This window comes from Staphylococcus sp. AC872, from assembly GCF_979255425.1.
Genome location: NZ_CEEDKW010000002.1, coordinates 275,437 through 297,324, shown reverse-complemented (window position 1 = coordinate 297,324; position 21,888 = coordinate 275,437). Strand labels below are relative to the sequence as shown.

18 protein-coding genes are annotated in these 21,888 nt (G+C 32.2%); 16 read left to right on the top strand and 2 right to left on the bottom strand.

The genetic code is table 11. From position 1 onward, the window contains the following. The first annotated feature begins 331 nt into the window (after window positions 1–331). The 4 genes from rpsP (at window position 332) to rplS (ending at window position 2,471) form a co-directional block, all read left to right on the top strand. A complete protein-coding gene (rpsP, locus tag ACZ267_RS04280) occupies window positions 332–607 on the top strand; it encodes a 30S ribosomal protein S16 (RefSeq protein WP_002466054.1) in 276 nt (91 codons plus the stop codon). Window positions 608–774: 167 nt separating this feature from the next. Further along, window positions 775–1,278 carry a ribosome maturation factor RimM gene (rimM, locus tag ACZ267_RS04275; RefSeq protein WP_002466057.1) on the top strand — a complete coding sequence of 168 codons (504 nt, stop codon included), beginning with the start codon at window positions 775–777 and terminating at the stop codon, window positions 1,276–1,278. Beyond that, entirely contained in the window at window positions 1,278–2,015 is a 738-nt protein-coding gene (gene trmD / locus ACZ267_RS04270; RefSeq protein ID WP_002466037.1) for a tRNA (guanosine(37)-N1)-methyltransferase TrmD, read from the top strand. The genes rimM and trmD overlap by 1 nt, the downstream gene beginning before the upstream one ends. Before the next feature lie 105 nt (window positions 2,016–2,120). After that, the gene (gene rplS / locus ACZ267_RS04265; RefSeq protein WP_002450570.1) at window positions 2,121–2,471 is read left to right on the top strand and encodes a 50S ribosomal protein L19; all 351 of its coding nucleotides are present in this window, start codon (window positions 2,121–2,123) and stop codon (window positions 2,469–2,471) included. A 165-nt stretch (window positions 2,472–2,636) separates the two neighbouring features. Here the strand turns inward: rplS and ACZ267_RS04260 are convergent, their stop codons facing one another. Beyond that, complete coding sequence (locus tag ACZ267_RS04260) at window positions 2,637–5,246, bottom strand: YfhO family protein (protein WP_047210775.1); 2,610 nt, start codon at window positions 5,244–5,246, stop codon at window positions 2,637–2,639. After that, on the bottom strand, window positions 5,239–7,839 hold the full coding sequence (locus ACZ267_RS04255) for a YfhO family protein (protein WP_002466048.1): 2,601 nt from the start codon (window positions 7,837–7,839) through the stop codon (window positions 5,239–5,241). Before ACZ267_RS04255 ends, ACZ267_RS04260 begins: the two co-directional genes overlap by 8 nt. Window positions 7,840–8,138: 299 nt before the next feature. On the opposite strand from ACZ267_RS04255, the gene ylqF reads away from it, so the two are divergent. The 12 genes from ylqF (at window position 8,139) to rpsB (ending at window position 21,749) form a co-directional block, all read left to right on the top strand. Beyond that, window positions 8,139–9,014, top strand: a complete 876-nt coding sequence (ylqF, locus tag ACZ267_RS04250; protein WP_002466050.1) for a ribosome biogenesis GTPase YlqF — start codon at window positions 8,139–8,141, stop codon at window positions 9,012–9,014. After that, window positions 9,007–9,777: a ribonuclease HII gene (locus ACZ267_RS04245; protein ID WP_002466053.1), complete on the top strand. Its 771-nt coding sequence runs from the start codon at window positions 9,007–9,009 to the stop codon at window positions 9,775–9,777. Before ylqF ends, ACZ267_RS04245 begins: the two co-directional genes overlap by 8 nt. A 107-nt stretch (window positions 9,778–9,884) precedes the next feature. After that, complete coding sequence (gene sucC, locus ACZ267_RS04240; RefSeq protein WP_002466034.1) at window positions 9,885–11,051, top strand: ADP-forming succinate--CoA ligase subunit beta; 1,167 nt, start codon at window positions 9,885–9,887, stop codon at window positions 11,049–11,051. 21 nt (window positions 11,052–11,072) lie between these two features. Beyond that, entirely contained in the window at window positions 11,073–11,978 is a 906-nt protein-coding gene (sucD, locus tag ACZ267_RS04235; protein WP_002466045.1) for a succinate--CoA ligase subunit alpha, read from the top strand. Window positions 11,979–12,212: 234 nt separating this feature from the next. Continuing rightward, window positions 12,213–13,088, top strand: a complete 876-nt coding sequence (gene dprA / locus ACZ267_RS04230) for a DNA-processing protein DprA (RefSeq protein WP_370657649.1) — start codon at window positions 12,213–12,215, stop codon at window positions 13,086–13,088. A gap of 177 nt (window positions 13,089–13,265) precedes the next feature. Further along, complete coding sequence (gene topA, locus ACZ267_RS04225) at window positions 13,266–15,341, top strand: type I DNA topoisomerase (protein ID WP_026088907.1); 2,076 nt, start codon at window positions 13,266–13,268, stop codon at window positions 15,339–15,341. A gap of 116 nt (window positions 15,342–15,457) precedes the next feature. Beyond that, window positions 15,458–16,765, top strand: coding sequence for an FADH(2)-oxidizing methylenetetrahydrofolate--tRNA-(uracil(54)-C(5))-methyltransferase TrmFO (trmFO, locus tag ACZ267_RS04220; RefSeq protein WP_002466058.1), 1,308 nt, complete (start codon window positions 15,458–15,460; stop codon window positions 16,763–16,765). A gap of 164 nt (window positions 16,766–16,929) precedes the next feature. Beyond that, window positions 16,930–17,823, top strand: a complete 894-nt coding sequence (xerC, locus tag ACZ267_RS04215) for a tyrosine recombinase XerC (protein WP_002466041.1) — start codon at window positions 16,930–16,932, stop codon at window positions 17,821–17,823. Then, the gene (gene hslV / locus ACZ267_RS04210) at window positions 17,820–18,365 is read left to right on the top strand and encodes an ATP-dependent protease subunit HslV (protein WP_002450559.1); all 546 of its coding nucleotides are present in this window, start codon (window positions 17,820–17,822) and stop codon (window positions 18,363–18,365) included. The genes xerC and hslV overlap by 4 nt, the downstream gene beginning before the upstream one ends. A gap of 88 nt (window positions 18,366–18,453) precedes the next feature. Then, window positions 18,454–19,857 carry an ATP-dependent protease ATPase subunit HslU gene (hslU, locus tag ACZ267_RS04205; RefSeq protein WP_015365077.1) on the top strand — a complete coding sequence of 468 codons (1,404 nt, stop codon included), beginning with the start codon at window positions 18,454–18,456 and terminating at the stop codon, window positions 19,855–19,857. 23 nt (window positions 19,858–19,880) lie between these two features. Next, window positions 19,881–20,654 carry a GTP-sensing pleiotropic transcriptional regulator CodY gene (gene codY / locus ACZ267_RS04200; protein ID WP_002450557.1) on the top strand — a complete coding sequence of 258 codons (774 nt, stop codon included), beginning with the start codon at window positions 19,881–19,883 and terminating at the stop codon, window positions 20,652–20,654. 306 nt (window positions 20,655–20,960) lie between these two features. After that, window positions 20,961–21,749 (top strand): 30S ribosomal protein S2, encoded by a 789-nt coding sequence (gene rpsB / locus ACZ267_RS04195; protein ID WP_002466032.1) that lies wholly within the window; start codon window positions 20,961–20,963, stop codon window positions 21,747–21,749. The last annotated feature ends 139 nt before the right edge of the window (window positions 21,750–21,888 follow it).

Sequence of the window (21,888 nt, the reverse complement as noted above, 5' to 3'; positions counted from 1 at the left end):
CGATTTTCTATCCTAGTCAGCCTTGCCGGGGTGAGACATCGAAATAAAAATTATTATTTCTGTCTCACTCCCATAACCAACACTAATTTTTCTGAAAGGGAGGGAACGCCTTAGCTAAAGCTAAAGCTAATGCATAACCAAATCTACAATTCATTCCATTAATTTAATAAAGATGAAACGCTTGAGACCAAGGCTCAAGCATAACCAACACTAATTTTTCTGAAAGAAAAAAGTGTTGGTAAAGCAAAATGTCTTTACAAAGTTTAGTATTCCTGTTATTATTTATTCTTGTAGAAAATAAAAATTGAAATGTTTAAAGGAGAGTTTTATAATGGCAGTTAAAATTCGTTTAACTCGTTTAGGTTCAAAAAGAAATCCATTCTATCGTATCGTAGTTGCAGATGCTCGTTCACCACGTGATGGTCGTATCATCGAACAAATCGGTACTTACAATCCAGCACACGTTAATGCTCCAGAAGTTAAAATTGACGAAGAATTAGCATTAAAATGGTTAAAAGACGGTGCAAAACCAACTGATACAGTTCATAATATCTTATCAAGAGAAGGTATTTTGAAAAAATTCGATGACCAAAAATACGCTAAATAATCATAGTCACTTGTGATGTGTTTATATATTTAGTTGAAAGGGCGCCATATATTGGTGTCCTTTTTTATTTTTAACAGAATGATAAAAATGCATGTATAACATATTAATCAATGATATAGTAAAACCATTAATTAACAATATATAAATATATAAGGAGGTTAGTCATTATGGAAGTCGAAGTAGGACAAATCGTCAATACCCATGGAATCAAAGGAGAAGTTAAAGTAAAATCTAACTCAGATTTTACTGATACACGTTTTCAACCAGGTGAAGTGTTAACAGCAAAATTAAATCAAATAGAAAAAGAATTAACTGTGACGTCTTATCGTACACACAAAGGATTTCATATGTTGAAGTTTGAAGGTATCGATAACATCAATGATATAGAATATCTTAAAGGTGCTTTATTATATCAAGAACGAGATCATGAAGACATTGAACTTGAAGAAAATGAATTTTATTATTCAGATATTATAGGTTGTACTGTATTTGACGATGAACAACAGCCAATCGGTCGCATCACTAGTATTTTTGAAACTGGTGCTAATGATGTGTGGGTTGTTAAAGGGGATAAAGAATATTTAATTCCTTACATAGCAGATGTTGTTAAAGAAGTGGATGTAGAAAATAAAACAGTTATCATCACACCAATGGAAGGATTGTTAGATTAATGAAAATCGATTATTTAACTTTATTTCCAGAAATGTTTGACGGGGTATTAAATCATTCTATTTTAAAAAGAGCACAAGACAAAGATATTATAAATGTGAATACTATCAATTTTAGGGATTATTCAGTAAATAAACATAATCAAGTAGATGATTATCCTTTTGGCGGAGGTCAAGGTATGGTATTGAAACCTGAGCCAGTGTTTAATGCGATGGAAGACATCAATAGGACCGATGATACTCGCGTTATATTAATGTGCCCTCAAGGCCGTCCATTTACGCAAGACATTGCTCAAGAATTAAGTGAAGCCAAACATATTGTGTTTATATGTGGTCACTATGAAGGTTATGATGAACGTATAAGAGAACATTTAGTAACTGACGAAATTTCCATGGGCGATTATGTATTAACAGGTGGGGAATTACCTGCAATGACGATGACTGATGCTATTGTTAGATTAATTCCAGGTGTACTTGGAAACGAACAGTCACACCAAGATGATTCATTCTCTGATGGGTTATTAGAATTTCCACAATATACTAGACCACGTGAATATAATGGAATGAAAGTGCCAGATGTTTTATTATCTGGAAATCATGCTCATATTGATCAATGGCGTCATGAACAAAAATTAATCCGTACTTTGAACAAGAGACCCGATTTATTAGAGCAATATGATTTATCGGATAAAGATAAAAAAATAATACAAACATACAAAAACCAATTGAAAAAAGACTAACGTTGTGCTAACATAATTTAAGTGTGAAAAAACACTAAAAATCACTATGATCCGCTGCTATACATTTGTCTAGGCAAGAACATAGGTTGAAGAGGAGAATTTATAATGAGTAATCATAAGTTAATCGAAGCAGTAACTAAATCACAATTACGTACAGATTTACCTTCATTCCGTCCAGGTGACACTTTACGTGTACACGTTCGTATCATTGAAGGTTCACGTGAACGTATCCAAGTATTCGAAGGTGTTGTAATTAAACGCCGTGGTGGAGGAATTTCAGAAACTTTCACAGTTCGTAAAATTTCTTCAGGTGTAGGTGTGGAACGTACATTCCCATTACACACTCCAAAAATCGAAAAAATTGAAGTTAAACGTCGCGGTAAAGTACGTCGTGCTAAATTATACTACTTACGTAATTTACGTGGTAAAGCTGCTAGAATTCAAGAAATTCGTTAATCAGCCAATTCGATCAATAAAATTGAATCATATCAGATTCAATCATAAAGCATTAAACTGTTGTCATTTCAGACACAGTTTAATGCTTTTTTTATTTATTTTTATATAAAAAAGATGGTCGAAGGACTCATTATTGTGCCCTTCGACCAACTATTTATCAATAATTTAATGATTCTTTTTAATACTTCTAGCAAATATCATACTAATGATAATACCTACAATTGAGATAACAATTAATAAATAAAAGTGTGGTGGAGTGTATGTTAATCGAATCAGTTCTTGGCCTTTTTTAACAGGTATAGCTGTCATAATACCATTTGCTTTTTTAACTTCCACTGCGTGACCATCAATACTTGCCTTCATCCCTTTGGCATAAGGAATAGGCATGACTAAATAGCCATCTTCTTTTTTATCTTTTTTAATCATATATCCATTTCTTTGTTTATGGATATCCACTTTTTTCAAGTGCTTCTCTGATTTGCGTAAAGTTTGATAGTTTTCTCCATAAATACCGTTAACTTTAAGACGATATTTACCTGGCGATAGCTTGATATTTAATAGATTTGATGATTTTACCCTCATAGTGACAGGACTAACAAATCTACGATATTTATAAGTAAGAGGATTCCTATCTTGACTATATTCATTAACACTAACACGATGATTCTTGTCAGGTGCTAATAACTCAACATCCATTTCTATATATAAATCTTTATAACGTTGAGTAAAAGATTTTGGTAGTTGAAGCTGCATACCACCATTATTTTTAGTAACTTCTATTTGATGATTTTTGATTTGTTTAGCATGATTTAATTTAATGTCAGCATGAGATAAAAGATTAGGATTTCGTTTAAACGATGTATTCGGTTTTGAACTTTTATCATTCAATACAATACCTTGAATCATAGCTTGTTCACGATCTAAAGGTGATTTTAAATCACTTGAATCATAAATTTTATTTGTGACATGTGCTGCTGGATAATTAATCGTATTATGAGAATGAATCCATTGATCACCTTTATCTTTGATTAGCTTTTTCTTTTCAAAACCATAAGGCATATTTAAATCTTTAGGGTGTCTAAGGCGATCTTCCACACCCCAAATAGCCATTAAATTGGCTCGATTGCCTAAATAGCGGTAGGTACTGTTTTTATCCACTGGCATATTGATTTGCATCATTTTATCGTAATATTTCAATATGCCTCCATCAAATATACTTGAATAGAGTGAGATGCCATTATAGTGGTAAATAAATGGTGAATTCAAACCATAAAATGACATATAATCAATTCGTGATAGTGGATTTGATTGAGAATTTTTGATATTTTGAATGGTTTTATTTAATACTTTACCTCGGTAGCTAGGATCGTCAATTGTTTTCATTGTAGTTTGATACGGTTCAATGGTATTTTTGATTGTGATATGTTCAATTCCAAGTTGTTGTATGAAAATCATTAATACGAGTGCGATTTGAATCCATTTTTTTGATTGAAGTTGTGGTTTCTTAATCAATATAGCTAATAAACATATCAACACGATAGACACTGGAATCCAATATATTGTTTTTTCAGCTAATACAAAATAAACAATTCCATAAATTGTAATAGGGATAGCAATGAGATTATATCTTTTAAGAGATAACTCACTGATATGTTGAATGAATAATGCGACTAAAGCACTTGAAGATAGAGTTAAAGCGTATACCCAACGTCTTTGCGGCATTGAAAAACCATTAAAAGCACTATCAAAATATTGAGATAGAGAACCAATAAGTAATATCCAAGTTACAATCGCAAATAATTTAAAATAATAATGACGATATAATTTGAATGAAAATAAAGCAATAATAGTAATAAAGGTAATGGTTATATAAAAGCCATCTGAAAAAATATTAAAATTAGTATTAACAAGATCTGTAAAGAGTGGTGTTTCAAGTTTAGGATTTTGCGCTCGGTCATTATTAAAAAATGACGACAATCCAGTATATAAGCCTAAAATACTACTCATTACGCTTAATAAAACCCCTATGATGAGTAGATAGCATTTTTGCCATCTATTTACGATATCTTTAGGGTGAATGACAATGACTCTATACATAAAATAAAAGCCCAACACAATCGCTTGATAATAGCTAAAATAGAAGTTCATAAATAAAGTTAAAGCTATGACAAAGATAAATAACCCGATTTTCTTCTCTCTGAAGAAGCGTTCCATAGCCAATAATGAAAGCGGTAATAAGATTAATAAATTACCGTAAAATGACCATGTAAAGTTATAGTAGAGAACTACTGTCGACATACCATACATTATCGTTGCCATTATAACTGCTATTGGTTTTAACTTTATATATTTAAAGAAATAAAACGTACAGACAAATGTAATAACCGTTCTAACATAGGCCATTATGAGCTGATTAGCTGGCCAATAACTAATATCGTGAGGGTGTGCTAATCCAATTTTTTCTAATATCCATATCGTTAAAAAGTTTAACCACATTAAAGGTGACATGGAATAATAATATGCTAGCCCCTTAACATAATCTCCACCTAATCCAAAAGATTCATCATAAAATCCTTTGAATTGTGTGAAGTGCTCATATAGATACATTTGAAAAGGCATCATTTGCCTAAAGCCATCACCCTCACCACTAAAGACAACGCCTTGAGTGATGAAACGGTAAATGAATGGAATGTATATGAATAATGATAAGATGCAACTTAAAATAATAATTGAAGCTAATAATAAGAATGGCTTAGAAACAATTTTTTTAAACACTATGTGTCCTCTTCTTTCTCTTTTTAGGATAAATGTATTTAACGAATAACCAACTTATAAAAATGCTTGAAATCGAAATGAATATCATTGTATTCCAAAATGGTGGTTGATATTTTATGACTATTGTTTTTGCATTTTTATCTACTGGTACTGCTGTCATCATGCCATTGGCTTTATAAACTTTTTCTTGTTCTCCATCAACAAAGGCTTTCATACCGCTTCGATAAGGAATGTTAATGGTTGCCATGCCTTTGGAATGTTTATCTAAATTAACTTTAACGCCATTTTTAATATCATGATATGTCATATTAAAGTTTGCGGATTGATGTGCTTTTTTGAGCGTATCATAATTTTCACCATTTAGGTTCAATAATTGTAAATCGAAAGTGCCTTTTGGTGATAGTTGAATCGTAATATCACCATTCTTATCAGGTTGTGTTCGGTAAAGTTGTGTATCGACGCCAATTCTATAAACAGAATCATTGTACAGACGATTGTTACTATATTGATTAATATTCACCGTATAATTACTATCAGGTAAACCTCTTTTAATTTTCATCGTTAAATAAAAATCAGTGTATCGTTTTTGTAATTTCTTAGGTAAATGAAGCTTAACTTTGCCTGAAGATTGAGTTACTTTAATACGATGCTTATTTAATTTAACAATGTTTTGACTCGATATATCAACTTGATTTAACAAATTTTTTGCCCTTTGATTATAATTTGCCCCTTTATTATCTAATACGACTCCATCTAACATTGCATGCTCTCTATCAATAGGTGTCTTTAAAGATCCCTTATCATAAATATGATTTGTAACTTTAACTGAAGGTAGGTTAAGTGTATTTTCGTAAATTGAATATTGACCTGCAGATTTCACCTTTTTAAAGTAACTAGGAATATTATGTTGATAATCTTTCAACATGACATATCTAATAGAAAATAGACTGGCAATGTTTTGTCTACCGTTCGTTGATTGATAACGACTCAGTGATTCTTCAGCCAAGTTAATCTTTAAATCATCATAATAATCATCGAGGATATTGTGATGGAAGATACTTGAATACAAACTTAAACCTTTGAAATGTTGGTACATAGGTGTGTTGTCTTGCTCATTGACACGCCAATCAATTCGCTCATCATTACGTTTAGAATGATTCATTTGCTTAACTAATGCACGTTGTAATTCGGAACTATACATATTGGAATTAAGGTAGAACGTATTTGCTCTATCTTTATGATCTTCAAAGTATATCTGATTCTTTATAAAAACAAACGACACCATCACATTAAGTAATGAAATGGCAATGATAAATAGATAAGTCAATTTAGTACGACTCGTTCTATCGTTTAGAATTAAAATACATAAACCAATGATAGATACGATAGGTACCAAGATAATCCATGCAACATATGTATGATATGCAATTGCACTAATAAATATAGTACTTTGAGCCAATAGATTAGTTATGAGATAGGATTTAATCGATAAAGTTTTAAAATATTTTACATAAAGGCCTATGAGAATTGCTGAGTTAAATGCAATGATAAAATGCCATCTTTTTTGAGGTGCAGAAAATCCATTAAATAATTGGTCTATAAATGGAATGAAATTAAAACATATAAATATAATTGTTAAAATGGCAAAAAGTCGATAATAAAAATGTTTATATAATTTGAAACTTAAAATAGCTTGGATAGTTATAAATAAAATGACGATTAAGTAATTATCAAAAAATAAATTTGTATTTGCATCTAGATGTTCGAAGTTAGGTACTTTACCAGAGAATGGCGCTCTACGATTATTTAAATAACTTTGAACACTATGGTAAAAAATAAACAGGCTATTACCTAACGATAAAAATCCACTGATACCAAAGATGAATAACGCTTGTTTACGACTGGCTAGATCGTTAGGGTGTCTAAAGATGATTCTAAGAATGATATAACCTGCGCCTATAATGAGTAAGTAATAGGCAAAATAAAAATTGTTAATCAATATGAGCGACATGGTTACAATAAATAAGCCTAATTTTTTCATTTTTAAAAATCGTTCAATAGATAAAAGTAACAAAGGCATGAAAATAAAAACATCACTGAAAAATGGCCAATATACGGTGAATCTAAAATATAAGGGTGAGATCACAAATAAAAAGGCCATGAGTAGACTAATAAGATGATGTTTTGTCAGGTGCTTTGCAAATAAATATGTACAATAAAGTGCAATACTTGCTTTGATAATTGAAACGATAAGTGCGTTATTCATCCAAAATAATAGTTGAGATGTGTCTAAATGAATAACTAACTTTAACAACATAATGACTAATGCGTTGATAATAAAAAGTATATTTGTAGAAAAGTAATAGCTTAAATCGGTGAAGAAGTCGCCACCTAATCCAAAATCTGATGAATAAAACCAGTTACCGTGACTCCATTGATTGAATAGAAACATTTGGATAGGAACCATTTGTTCCATACCATCATTAGGTCCGGTAAAAAGTATGCCATCATGATAAAATTTATATATAACGTAGCTATGACCAACAAGTGATAAAAGTACGAATATGAATATGTATTTAAGTGATTTTTTCATGTCTTACTCCTAATTGCATATATATAACATAAGCATGTTTTACACTACCAAAATCAAACTGGTTTATATGTTAGTTTAAAGTCATGCTTATTATCAAATTGTATGTGATAGCAAGAATGATGAAAAGTATTTATGCTTTTGTTTAAGATATTTTACAAAATCTTAAAATATAAAATATGAAGTAAAATGGTCTAACAAGCTTATCGTGTTAAACTAAACCTAGTCTAGATGAAGATGTTAGCGTATAATTTGAACAATATGTATTTTAGAAAAATTGATAGTAACGAAAGGTGATAACGATGGCAATTCAATGGTATCCAGGACATATGGCTAAAGCCAAAAGGGAAGTAAGTGAGCAATTAAAAAAAGTTGACGTAGTGTTTGAACTTGTCGATGCTCGTATTCCGTATAGCTCAAGAAATCCAATGATTGATGAAGTAATTAAACAAAAACCTAGAGTGGTTATTTTAAATAAAAAAGATATGACAAACTTAAAAGAACTAGAAAAATGGGAACAATATTTCGAAGAGAAAGGGTATTATCCAGTTGCTGTAGATGCGAAGCATGGTAAAAATTTAAAAGATGTTGAGAAAGCAGCTATACAAGCTACTAAAGAAAAATTTGATCGTGAAAAAGCAAAAGGGTTAAGACCAAGAGCGATACGTGCAATGATTGTTGGTATACCTAATGTTGGTAAATCAACGCTCATTAATAAGCTCGCAAATCGTAGTATTGCACAAACTGGTAATAAACCAGGTGTTACGAAACAACAACAATGGATTAAAGTAGGTACTTCTTTACAATTGTTAGATACACCAGGGATTTTATGGCCAAAATTCGAAGATGAAGAGGTAGGTAAAAAATTAAGCCTAACCGGTGCAATTAAAGATAGCATTGTTCATCTAGACGAAGTAGCTATTTATGGTCTTCAATTTATGATTGAAAAAGATTTAGAAGGATTAAAAAAGCATTACAATATTGATGTTGATGAAGAAGCTGGAATATTGGAATGGTTTGATGCGATTGGTCGTCGTAGGGGTCTTTTACAAAAGGGTAACGAAGTGGATTATGAAGCAGTTATTGAACTTATTATTTATGAAATCCGTAACGCTAAAATTGGCACATATTGTTTTGATATATATAAAGAAATGAAGCGTGACATTGAACATGGCTAAAACAATTAAAGAAATAAAATCAATTATTGATCAAATTGATTCGTTAGAAGTCCTTGAACAACACGAATGTAATAACGATGACCGTAAAGGTGTTCAAAAAGCAATTACCTCACGAAAAAAACAATTAGAAAAAGAATTAACATTAATTCGAAATTATGAAGAAATGAATTTGTATGAAAATGATATTTTAGCTCAAAATAGTAAAGCATTTATATGCGGTATTGATGAAGTCGGAAGAGGTCCACTAGCTGGACCAGTCGTGGCATGTGCAGTGATTTTAAATCCAGGCCATCGATATTTAGGTCTTAACGATTCTAAAAAAGTATCTGCTAAAAATAGAGCTGTCTTGAATCAACAATTAATAGATGGTGTGACAGATTATGCATATGGTATTGCTACATCAGCAGAAATTGATGAAATGAATATCTATCAAGCAACACGATTGGCTATGCAACGTGCCATTGATCAATTAAAGGTTCAACCAACGCATTTATTAATTGATGCGATGACTTTAGATAATGAGATTAATCAAACGTCGATTATTAAAGGTGATGCTAAAAGTGTATCTATTGCAGCTGCAAGTATTATGGCTAAAGAGTACCGAGATAACTATATGAAGGATATAGCGAAACAATATCCCGGTTATGATTTTGAAAATAATGTTGGTTATGGTACTAAAGCTCATCTTGAAGGTATTGCTCAAAATGGTGTCATATCAGAACATCGTAAAACTTTTGAACCGATAAAATCAATCTTACAATAGTTTGAATTTTAAATTAATTGCAAAAAAGATGGTGTATCAGTTTACAATAACGCTTTCATTTTTTATAATTAAAAGGGAACTTAACCTAAGAAACAGGAGGATGGAAGATGAATATCCACGAGTATCAAGGTAAAGAAATATTTCGTTCAATGGGCGTAGCCGTTCCAGAAGGACGAGTAGCATTTACTGCTGAAGAAGCGGTGGAAAAAGCGAAAGAATTAGATTCAGATGTATATGTGGTTAAAGCACAAATACACGCTGGGGGTAGAGGTAAAGCAGGCGGTGTTAAAATTGCAAAATCACTATCTGAAGTTGAAACTTACGCTAATGAATTATTAGGTAAACAATTAGTTACACATCAAACAGGACCTGAAGGTAAAGAAGTGAAACGCTTATATATCGAACAAGGTTGCGATATTCAAAAAGAATATTATGTAGGTTTTGTAATTGATCGTGCTACTGATAAAGTGACTTTAATGGCTTCAGAAGAAGGCGGTACTGAAATTGAAGAAGTAGCTGCTAAAACACCTGAAAAAATCTTTAAAGAAACAATTGATCCGGTTGTAGGTTTATCACCTTACCAAGCACGTAGAATTGCTTTCAATATTAATATTCCAAAAGAATCAATTAATAAAGCAGCGAAATTCTTAATTTCACTTTACAATGTATTCATTGAAAAAGATTGTTCAATCGTTGAAATTAACCCACTAGTAACTACTGGTGACGGTGATGTTTTAGCATTGGATGCTAAACTTAATTTCGATGATAACGCTTTATTCAGACATAAAGACATTATGGAATTAAGAGACTTAGAAGAAGAAGATCCAAAAGAAATCGAAGCATCTAAATATGATTTATCATATATTGCTTTAGATGGAGATATTGGTTGTATGGTTAATGGCGCAGGTTTAGCCATGGCTACAATGGATACAATCAATCATTTTGGTGGAAATCCGGCTAACTTCTTAGACGTTGGTGGCGGTGCTACTAAAGAAAAAGTTACTGAAGCATTCAAAATCATCTTAGGTGATGAACATGTTAAAGGTATCTTTGTAAATATCTTTGGTGGAATCATGAAATGTGACGTCATTGCTGAAGGTATTGTTGCAGCAGTTAAAGAAGTAGAGTTAACTTTACCACTTGTAGTACGTTTAGAAGGTACTAACGTAGAACGCGGTAAAGAAATCTTAAATGATTCAGGTTTAGCGATTGAACCAGCAGCTACTATGGCTGAAGGCGCTCAAAAAATTGTTAAACTTGTGAAAGAATCATAAGGAAAGGATGGGAACACTAAGATGAGTGTATTTATAGATAAAAATACTAAAGTAATGGTACAAGGTATTACAGGGTCTACTGCCCTTTTCCATACAAAACAAATGTTAGATTATGGAACACAAATTGTCGCAGGGGTAACACCTGGTAAAGGTGGACAAGTAGTAGAAGGTGTTCCAGTATTCAATACTGTAGAAGAAGCAAAACAAGAAACTGGTGCTAATGTATCAGTAGTTTACGTGCCTGCACCATTTGCTGCAGACTCTATTTTAGAAGCTGCTGATGCTGAATTAGACATGGTTATTTGTATTACTGAACATATTCCTGTTGTAGATATGGTTAAAGTTAAACGTTATTTACAAGGCAGAAAAACACGTTTAGTAGGACCAAACTGCCCAGGTGTTATCACAGCAGATGAATGTAAAATTGGTATTATGCCAGGTTACATCCACAAAAAAGGTCACGTAGGTGTTGTATCTCGTTCAGGTACATTAACTTATGAAGCAGTTCACCAATTAACTGAAGAAGGTATTGGCCAAACAACTGCTGTAGGTATCGGTGGCGACCCAGTTAACGGTACTAACTTCATCGATGTATTAAAAGCATTCAATGAAGATCCAGAAACAAAAGCTGTTGTTATGATTGGTGAAATCGGTGGTACAGCTGAAGAAGAAGCAGCTGAATGGATTAAAGCTAATATGACTAAACCAGTAGTAGGATTCATTGGTGGTCAAACAGCACCTCCAGGAAAACGTATGGGCCATGCTGGTGCGATTATCTCTGGTGGTAAAGGTACTGCATCTGAAAAAATTAAAACTTTAAATAGTTGTGGTGTAGAAACTGCTGACACACCTTCTGAAATTGGTACAACATTAATCGAAGCAGCTAAAAAAGCTGGTATTTATGACGAATTATTAACTGTAAAATAATCGTACGAATAATGTATGTAATGAGCTTAGACACTTTATATGAGTGTCTAAGCTTTTTTTGTGCGCATATTAAATTTATATTCTTACTATTCATTTTACGGCCATATTTCATTTCAGGTGTATAAAGAAATGATGATTTTACTTCTTAAAAGTTCATTACAAATCGTATTAAGATGTTTGTTAACTGTAATGTTTTAATGAGTTATTTCTTTGTATAATTGAGCTAAAGGAGTAATGAATTTGAACGAAAACTTTTTACTTAAATTATACTGGTCACATTTTACAACCTCACAAATCCATCAATTTTATCGGTACAACCCTCATATTTTCCAAATGACTTCTAATGAACAAGAAATTTCATTATTATATTGGATTACTCAACATCATCCTACGCTTTTATCAAAATTTCATAAATATAAACAAATAAATATAGTAGAAATTATGAAAATTCTTCGACAATTACATGTAAAATATATCACTTTTTTCGACGAAGATTATCCTTATTTATTAAAAGAAATCTATGATTATCCATTTGTTCTATTTTATAAGGGAGATAAGAAATTATTTTTAAGTAATCAAACTTTGGCAATTGTTGGTGCTAGGAAATGTTCAAATTATACGCAAGAAGCACTACAATATCTTTTTCCTTCATTTAAAGAAAAAAATATTACGATTATTTCTGGGTTAGCAGAAGGTGCCGATAGTGAAGCACACATACAAGCCTTGAAAATCGATTTATCAACCATTGCAGTATTAGGGTTTGGTCACCATTATTATTATCCTAGAAACTTAGTTTCATTAAGAAAAAATATTGAAGAAAAGGGGTTAGTTATTTCGGAGTACCCACCATTTTCGCCAATTGCTAAGTATAAGTTTCCAGAAAGAAATAGGATTATTAGTGGATTATCAAAAGGTGTATTATTAACTGAATCAAATGAAAGAAGTGGTAGCAGAATCACAGTTGATTGTGCATTAGAACAAAATAGAAATGTGTATGTTTTACCGGGTAAATTATTTGATTCAAAAACAAAAGGAAATCTATTATTGCATCAAGAAGGAGCTTCTATGGTCGTTAGTGCTGAAGACATTTTACAAGACTATTTAAATTGATAAAATAGTTAGTGTGAGACAATTAGACTTTAAGAAAATGGATTAAAATCATTAAAGAAATGAATGGAAAATTAAATAAAAGTTAAAACAAAATGCTTGATAAAATATTAAAACATTGACAAAAACAAAATTAAACGTTTATCATTTATCTTTAGTAATTAGATTAGCAAGGGGGAAATCACTTTGGCAGATAATTTAGTCATAGTTGAGTCGCCTGCAAAAGCTAAAACCATTGAAAAGTATTTAGGAAAAAGATATAAAGTTATTGCTTCAATGGGACACGTTCGTGATTTACCTAGAAGTCAAATGGGCGTGGACACTGAAGATAACTATGAACCCAAATATATAACAATACGTGGTAAAGGTCCTGTTGTAAAAGAATTGAAAAAGCATGCGAAAAAAGCTAAAAAAGTTTTTCTAGCTAGTGACCCGGACCGCGAAGGTGAAGCGATTGCTTGGCATTTGTCAAAAATATTAGAATTAGAAGATTCAAAAGAAAACAGAGTTGTATTTAATGAAATAACAAAAGATGCAGTCAAAGATAGTTTCAAACACCCTAGAGGTATTGAAATGGATCTAGTAGATGCGCAACAAGCACGTCGTATACTTGATAGATTAGTAGGTTATAATATTTCTCCTGTATTATGGAAGAAAGTTAAAAAAGGTTTATCAGCAGGACGTGTACAATCTGTAGCATTGAAACTTGTTATTGATAGAGAAAATGAAATAAGAAACTTTAAACCAGAAGAATATTGGACAATTGAAGGTGAGTTTAGATATAAAAAGTCTAAATTTACTGCCAAATTCCTTCATTATAAAAATAAACCATATAAATTAAATAAAAAAGAAGATGTTGAAAAGATTACTGCAGCGCTAGATGGAGACGAGTTTGAAATAACAAACGTTAATAAAAAAGAAAAAACACGTAATCCAGCTAATCCATTTACAACATCTACGCTTCAACAAGAAGCAGCACGTAAATTGAATTTTAAAGCGCGTAAAACAATGATGATTGCGCAACAACTTTATGAAGGTATTGATTTGAAGCGACAAGGAACAGTTGGTTTAATTACCTATATGCGTACTGATTCAACACGTATCTCAGATCAAGCTAAATCAGAAGCTAAAAATTATATCATTGATAAGTATGGCAATGAATACGTATCTAAAAGAAAAGCATCTGGTAAACAAGGGGATCAAGATGCCCATGAAGCTATTAGACCTACAAGCACATTAAGAACACCAGAAGAAATGAAATCGTTCTTAACACGTGATCAACATCGATTATATAAATTGATATGGGAACGTTTTGTGGCAAGTCAAATGGCTCCAGCTATTTTAGATACTATTGCTTTAGATGTCACTCAAAATGATATTAAATTCAGAGCTAATGGTCAGACAATAAAATTTAAAGGTTTCATGACATTATATGTTGAAACTAAAGATGACAAAGACAGTGATAAAGAAAATAAATTACCTAAATTAGAGCAAGGTGATAAAGTCACAGCTACACAAATTGAACCAGCACAACATTTTACACAGCCACCACCGAGATATACGGAAGCACGATTAGTTAAAACGTTAGAAGAATTAAAAATTGGACGACCTTCGACGTATGCACCAACGATAGATACAATTCAAAAACGTAACTACGTTAAACTTGAAAGTAAACGTTTTATGCCAACTGAATTGGGTGAAATTGTTTATGAACAAGTGAAAGAATACTTCCCAGAAATTATCGATGTTGAATTCACAGTTAATATGGAGACATTACTTGATAAAATTGCAGAAGGTGACATGAATTGGCGAAAAGTTGTTGGTGACTTCTACAATAGTTTCAAACAAGATGTTGAACGTGCTGAAGAAGAAATGGAAAAAATCGAGATAAAAGATGAACCTGCTGGAGAAGACTGTGAAGTTTGTGGCTCTCCAATGGTTATCAAAATGGGAAGATACGGAAAATTTATGGCATGTTCCAACTTCCCAGATTGTCGAAATACAAAAGCAATCGTGAAGACTATCGGTGTTAAGTGTCCTACATGTAAAGATGGAGAAGTAGTTGAACGTAAATCTAAGAAAAATAGAATTTTTTATGGTTGTTCAAATTACCCAGAATGTGATTTCATTTCATGGGATAAACCGGTAGGTAGAGATTGTCCAAAATGTAATCATTATCTCGTTGATAAGAAAAAAGGTCGAAGCAGCCAAGTCACTTGTTCAAATTGTGATTACAAAGAAGAAGTACAAAAATAGATATGACTTATATAAAAATAGCTACACAATCAAGTTGTGCGAGCTATTTTTATAGTTTAAATAAAGACCATAAATCGTTAAAATATAACCAAAAGAAGTCTACAGGAGGCATAAGCATGACACAAACAGTCAATGTAGTTGGTGCTGGTTTAGCTGGTTCCGAAGCTGCATATCAATTAGCAGAAAGAGGAATTAAAGTTAATTTAATAGAAATGCGCCCAGTTAAACAAACACCTGCGCATCATACAGATAAATTTGCAGAGTTAGTATGTTCAAACTCATTAAGAGGTAATGCACTTACAAATGCTGTAGGTGTATTGAAAGAAGAGATGAGACGCTTAGATTCTTTAATTATACAGGCTGCAGATAAAGCTAGAGTACCAGCAGGAGGCGCTCTTGCAGTTGATAGACATGACTTTGCTGGTTATATCACTGACACACTTAGAAATCATCCCAATGTGACAGTTTTAAATCAGGAAGTTCACAGTATTCCAGAAGGATATACAATCATTGCTACTGGACCACTTACTACAGAAAATTTAGCACAAGAAATCGTAGATATTACAGGCAAAGATCAATTGTACTTCTATGATGCTGCAGCACCTATCATCGAAAAAGATTCAATAGATATGGATAAAGTTTATTTAAAATCTAGATATGATAAAGGAGAAGCAGCATATTTAAACTGTCCGATGACCGAAGAAGAGTTTGATCGTTTTTATAATGCTGTATTAGAAGCGGAAGTCGCACCAGTTAATGAATTTGAAAAAGAAAAATATTTTGAAGGCTGTATGCCGTTTGAAGTCATGGCAGAACGCGGTAGAAAAACATTGCTTTTTGGGCCAATGAAACCAGTTGGATTAGAAGATCCTAAAACAGGTAAACGTCCATTTGCGGTTGTTCAATTAAGACAAGATGATGCAGCGGGCACGTTATATAATATTGTTGGTTTCCAAACACATTTAAAATGGGGTGCGCAAAAGGAAGTTATTAAATTAATCCCAGGATTAGAAAATGTAGATATTGTACGTTATGGTGTAATGCATAGAAACACATTTATTAATTCACCAGATGTCTTAAACGAAAAGTATGAATTAATTGGTCATGAAAATATTTACTTTGCAGGACAAATGACTGGTGTGGAAGGTTACGTTGAAAGTGCAGCAAGCGGATTAGTTTCAGGGATTAACTTAGCACATAAATTACTAGATAAAGGTGAGGTTATTTTCCCTAGAGAAACAATGATTGGTAGTATGGCTTATTATATTTCACATGCTAAAAATGAAAAGAACTTCCAACCAATGAATGCCAACTTTGGTTTATTACCATCATTAGAAAAGAGAATTAAAGATAAAAAAGAAAGATATGAAACACAAGCAAATCGTGCATTAGAATATCTTGAAAATTATAAAAAGACTTTATAATTTTTAAGAACATGAACTAGGTGGCTTATGCTATCTAGTTTTTTGTTGGTTATGATTGATAAAGGGATATGTTACAATTCTCGAAAGATTTTGAATTGAATATCAAATCACTGTAAGCCCTACCACGGATATGCTACAATTCAATATGATGGAGGCGAAATTTATTGAATGATATTCAAAAAGCGTTTCTCTATATGTTAAAAGTAGAACGAAATTTTTCTGATCACACGCTTAAATCATATCGTGATGATATTGTGCAATTTAATGATTTTTTATATCAGGAATCTTTAGATTTAAATGACTTTGAATATAAAGACGCAAGAAATTATTTAAGTTTTTTATATTCGAAAAATTTGAAAAGAACTACAGTTTCACGTAAAATTTCTACGTTACGTACTTTTTATGAATATTGGATGACACAAGATGAGTCAGTTGTTAATCCATTTGTTCAACTTGTACACCCTAAGAAAGAACAGTATCTACCACAATTTTTTTATGAAGAAGAAATGGAAGCTTTATTTAAAACAGTAGAGACTGATAGTAAAAAAGGTATGCGAGATAAAGTAATACTTGAACTATTATATGCAACAGGTATACGTGTTTCTGAGTTGGTGCACATCAAAACACAAGATTTAGATATGAAGTTACCTGGTGTTAAAGTATTGGGTAAAGGTAATAAAGAAAGATTTATTCCTTTCGGCGAATTTTGTAAGCAAAGTATAGAACGATATTTAAAGGAATTTAAACCTTTAAAACATGTTGATCATGACTATTTAATCGTAAATATGCAAGGTCAACCAATAACAGAAAGAGGAGTTAGATACGTACTTAATGATGTGGTGAAACGTACGTCAGGTGTAACGAACATTCACCCTCATAAATTACGACATACCTTTGCAACGCATTTGTTAAATCAAGGTGCGGATTTGAGAACAGTGCAATCATTACTTGGTCATGTTAATTTATCAACCACAGGAAAATATACACACGTATCTAATCAACAATTAAGGAAAGTTTATCTTAATGCACATCCTCGAGCAAAAAAGGAGAATGAATGATGGATAACTCATTACATGCAACTACGATATATGCTGTAAGACATAATGGTGGCGCAGCGATGGCCGGTGACGGACAAGTCACATTAGGACAACAAGTGATTATGAAACAAACAGCAAGAAAAGTAAGACGTTTATACGATGGGAAGGTACTAGCAGGGTTTGCAGGTAGCGTTGCCGATGCGTTTACACTTTTTGAAAAGTTCGAAACAAAACTTCAACAATTTAGTGGAAATCTTGAAAGAGCAGCCGTTGAACTTGCACAAGAGTGGCGAGGCGACAAACAGCTTCGTCAGTTAGAAGCAATGTTAATTGTTATGGACAAAGATGCAATCTTAGTTGTCAGCGGTACAGGAGAAGTAATAGCTCCTGATGATGATTTAATAGCTATAGGTTCAGGTGGAAATTATGCATTAAGTGCAGGTCGAGCACTTAAACGACACGCAGGACAAATGTCAGCAGAAGAAATGGCTTACGAGAGTTTGAAGGTGGCATCTGACATTTGTGTTTTCACAAATGATAATATTATAGTTGAAACATTATAAGTATCAATAATCAATCGAGCAAATTGATTTGTAGTAAATATAAATAACATTGATTTCAGAAAGTAAGAAAATTGGAGGTCATCCATATATGGATACAAATGGTATAAAATTAACACCGAAAGATATTGTATCTAAATTAAACGAATATATTGTAGGGCAAGATGATGCGAAAAGAAAAGTAGCGATTGCCTTACGTAATAGATACAGAAGAAGCTTATTAGATGAAGAATCAAAACAAGAAATTGCACCCAAAAATATTTTAATGATTGGACCAACAGGTGTAGGTAAAACAGAAATCGCACGTAGAATGGCCAAAATTGTAGGTGCACCATTTATTAAAGTTGAAGCAACTAAATTTACAGAAGTTGGTTATGTAGGTCGTGACGTTGAGAGTATGGTCAGAGATTTAGTTGATGTGTCAGTGCGATTAGTTAAAGACGAAAAGAAAGAAATGGTCAAAGATGAAGCAACACAAAAAGCTAACGATAAATTAGTGAAGTTACTTGTTCCTAGTATGAAGAAAAAAGCATCTCAAGGCAATAATCCCTTAGAGTCTTTATTTGGTGGAGCAATTCCAAACTTCAATCAAAATAATGAAGAAGAGGAAGAACCACCAACAGAGGAAATTAAAACTAAACGTTCAGAAATCAAAAAGCAACTTGAAGAAGGAAAACTTGAAGAAGAAAAAGTGCGTATCAAAGTTGAACAAGATCCTGGTGCTTTAGGAATGTTAGGTACTAATCAAAACCAACAAATGCAAGATATGATGAATCAACTTATGCCGAAAAAGAAAGTTGAACGTGAAGTTCCTGTTAAGACGGCACGTAAAATACTTGCTGATGACTTTGCAGATGAATTGATCGATCAAGAAACAGCTAATCAAGAAGCATTAGAGTTAGCTGAACAAATGGGAATTATCTTTATCGACGAAATCGATAAAGTGGCAACAAATAATCAAAATAGTGGTCAAGATGTTTCAAGACAAGGTGTTCAACGTGATATCTTGCCAATTCTTGAAGGTAGCATGATTCAAACTAAATATGGTACTGTAAATACTGAACATATGCTATTTATTGGCGCTGGTGCATTCCACGTGTCTAAACCTAGTGATTTAATTCCAGAGCTTCAAGGACGATTTCCAATTAGAGTCGAACTTGATAGTTTATCAGTAGAAGATTTCGTTAGAATTCTTAAAGAACCTAAATTATCACTAGTTAAACAATATGAAGCTTTACTACAAACAGAGGAAGTAACAGTTAACTTCTCAGATGAAGCCATTACACGATTAGCTGAAATTGCATATCAAGTCAATCAAGATACTGATAATATTGGTGCTCGTCGATTACACACAATTTTAGAAAAAATGTTAGAGGATTTATCTTTCGAAGCACCAAATATGCCACATGCGGTTGTTGATATCACACCACAATATGTTGATGATAAATTAAAATCAATCTCAACGAATAAAGATTTAAGTGCATTTATTCTATAAAAATAAAAAGAAGGAGAAAAATTATGAGCTTATTATCTAAAACAAGAGAGTTAAACACGTTATTACAGAAACATAAAGGCATCGCAGTAGATTTTAAGGACGTTGCACAAACGATTAGTAGCGTTACAGTAACTAATGTATTTATTGTGTCGAGAAGAGGTAAAATTTTAGGGTCGAGCTTAAACGAATTACTTAAAAGCGATCGTATTATTCATATGCTTGAAGACAGACATATCCCAGCAGAATATACAGATCAATTAATGGATGTTAAAGAAACGCAATCTAATATTGATATTGATAATGTTTTAACGGTATTCCCACCAGAAAATAGAGAAGTGTTTGTTAATAGTAGAACAACAATATTCCCTATTTTAGGTGGAGGAGAAAGATTAGGTACGTTAGTTTTAGGAAGAGTTCAAGATGATTTCAATGAAAATGATTTAGTTTTAGGTGAATATGCTGCAACAGTCATTGGTATGGAGATTTTACGTGAAAAGCACAATGAAGTTGAAAAAGAAGCACGAGATAAAGCATCAATAACAATGGCAATCAATTCATTATCTTATTCAGAAAAAGAAGCTATCGAACATATCTTTGATGAATTAGGTGGTAATGAAGGATTATTAATCGCTTCTAAAGTTGCTGATAGAGTCGGTATTACACGTTCAGTAATTGTAAATGCACTTCGTAAATTAGAAAGCGCTGGTGTCATCGAGTCACGTTCTTTAGGTATGAAAGGTACATTTATCAAAGTTAAAAAAGAAAAATTCTTAGATGAATTAGAACGTAATAAATAAAACTATTGAGGTTTAGGGACGACTATTGAGGTACCTAAACCTTAATTTTTGTGAGAAATTGAAAATGATATTTGGTAACACTTTAGCAATCAAAAATAAATAATAAATAACACTAGATAGGGTTTGTTTTAATCAATCATTTATTATTCAAAAGGCATTGCAATCAACGTCGAATTATGATATATTTATTTTCGGCTATAAAGCCAATACGCACATAATAAATGCAAATATAGAGGGTGCAATATTTAATTATTGTCTTTATATGAGTTTGTTATGGAGGTAATTAACCAATAGGAGGAATTTATAATGGCAGTTATATCAATGAAACAATTGTTAGAAGCTGGTGTTCACTTCGGCCACCAAACACGTCGTTGGAACCCAAAAATGAAAAAATATATCTTCACTGAGAGAAATGGTATTTATATCATTGACTTACAAAAAACAGTGAAAAAAGTTGAAGAAGCATACAACTTCATCAAACAAGTATCTGAAGATGGCGGTAAAGTCTTATTCGTAGGTACTAAAAAACAAGCACAAGATTCAGTTAAAGCTGAAGCAGAACGTGCTGGTCAATTCTACGTTAACCAAAGATGGTTAGGTGGAATCTTAACTAACTACAAAACAATCTCAAAACGAATCAAACGTATTTCTGAAATTGAAAAAATGGAAGAAGACGGCTTATTCGAAGTATTACCTAAAAAAGAAGTTGTTGAACTTAAAAAAGAATACGACCGTTTAATTAAATTCTTAGGCGGTATTCGTGATATGAAAACTATGCCTCAAGCATTATTCGTAGTTGACCCTCGTAAAGAGCGCAACGCAATTGCTGAAGCACGTAAATTAAATATTCCAATCGTGGGTATTGTTGACACTAACTGTGACCCAGACGAAATTGATTATGTAATCCCAGCAAACGACGATGCTATCCGTGCCGTTAAATTATTAACTGGTAAAATGGCAGACGCTGTTTTAGAAGGTCAACAAGGTGTATCAAACGAAGAAGTAGCTGCAGAACAAAACATCAATTTAGATGAAAAAGAAGAATCTGACAAAGCAGAAACAACTGAAGAAAACACTTCTGTTGAATCAAACTAAGTTATAGTTTAAATGGGTGATAAGATACTAATGCTTATCACCTTTTTTTAAAAAATAAATTAAAAGTATAGAGTATTGGAAATTTTACTAGGAATAATGGTAAAATTTAAATATATCTGTAACAGAATTATATATACTG

Excerpts from the sequence above, each read along its gene's own strand:
- rpsP (WP_002466054.1), top strand. The coding sequence starts at position 332 with ATGGCAGTTAAAATTCGTTTAACTCGTTTAGGTTCAAAAAGAAATCCA.
- rimM (WP_002466057.1), top strand. The coding sequence starts at position 775 with ATGGAAGTCGAAGTAGGACAAATCGTCAATACCCATGGAATCAAAGGA.
- trmD (WP_002466037.1), top strand. The coding sequence starts at position 1,278 with ATGAAAATCGATTATTTAACTTTATTTCCAGAAATGTTTGACGGGGTA.
- rplS (WP_002450570.1), top strand. The coding sequence starts at position 2,121 with ATGAGTAATCATAAGTTAATCGAAGCAGTAACTAAATCACAATTACGT.
- ACZ267_RS04255 (WP_002466048.1), bottom strand. The coding sequence starts at position 7,839 with ATGAAAAAATCACTTAAATACATATTCATATTCGTACTTTTATCACTT.
- ylqF (WP_002466050.1), top strand. The coding sequence starts at position 8,139 with ATGGCAATTCAATGGTATCCAGGACATATGGCTAAAGCCAAAAGGGAA.
- ACZ267_RS04245 (WP_002466053.1), top strand. The coding sequence starts at position 9,007 with ATGGCTAAAACAATTAAAGAAATAAAATCAATTATTGATCAAATTGAT.
- sucC (WP_002466034.1), top strand. The coding sequence starts at position 9,885 with ATGAATATCCACGAGTATCAAGGTAAAGAAATATTTCGTTCAATGGGC.
- sucD (WP_002466045.1), top strand. The coding sequence starts at position 11,073 with ATGAGTGTATTTATAGATAAAAATACTAAAGTAATGGTACAAGGTATT.
- dprA (WP_370657649.1), top strand. The coding sequence starts at position 12,213 with ATGAATTTGAACGAAAACTTTTTACTTAAATTATACTGGTCACATTTT.
- trmFO (WP_002466058.1), top strand. The coding sequence starts at position 15,458 with ATGACACAAACAGTCAATGTAGTTGGTGCTGGTTTAGCTGGTTCCGAA.
- hslV (WP_002450559.1), top strand. The coding sequence starts at position 17,820 with ATGATGGATAACTCATTACATGCAACTACGATATATGCTGTAAGACAT.
- hslU (WP_015365077.1), top strand. The coding sequence starts at position 18,454 with ATGGATACAAATGGTATAAAATTAACACCGAAAGATATTGTATCTAAA.
- codY (WP_002450557.1), top strand. The coding sequence starts at position 19,881 with ATGAGCTTATTATCTAAAACAAGAGAGTTAAACACGTTATTACAGAAA.
- rpsB (WP_002466032.1), top strand. The coding sequence starts at position 20,961 with ATGGCAGTTATATCAATGAAACAATTGTTAGAAGCTGGTGTTCACTTC.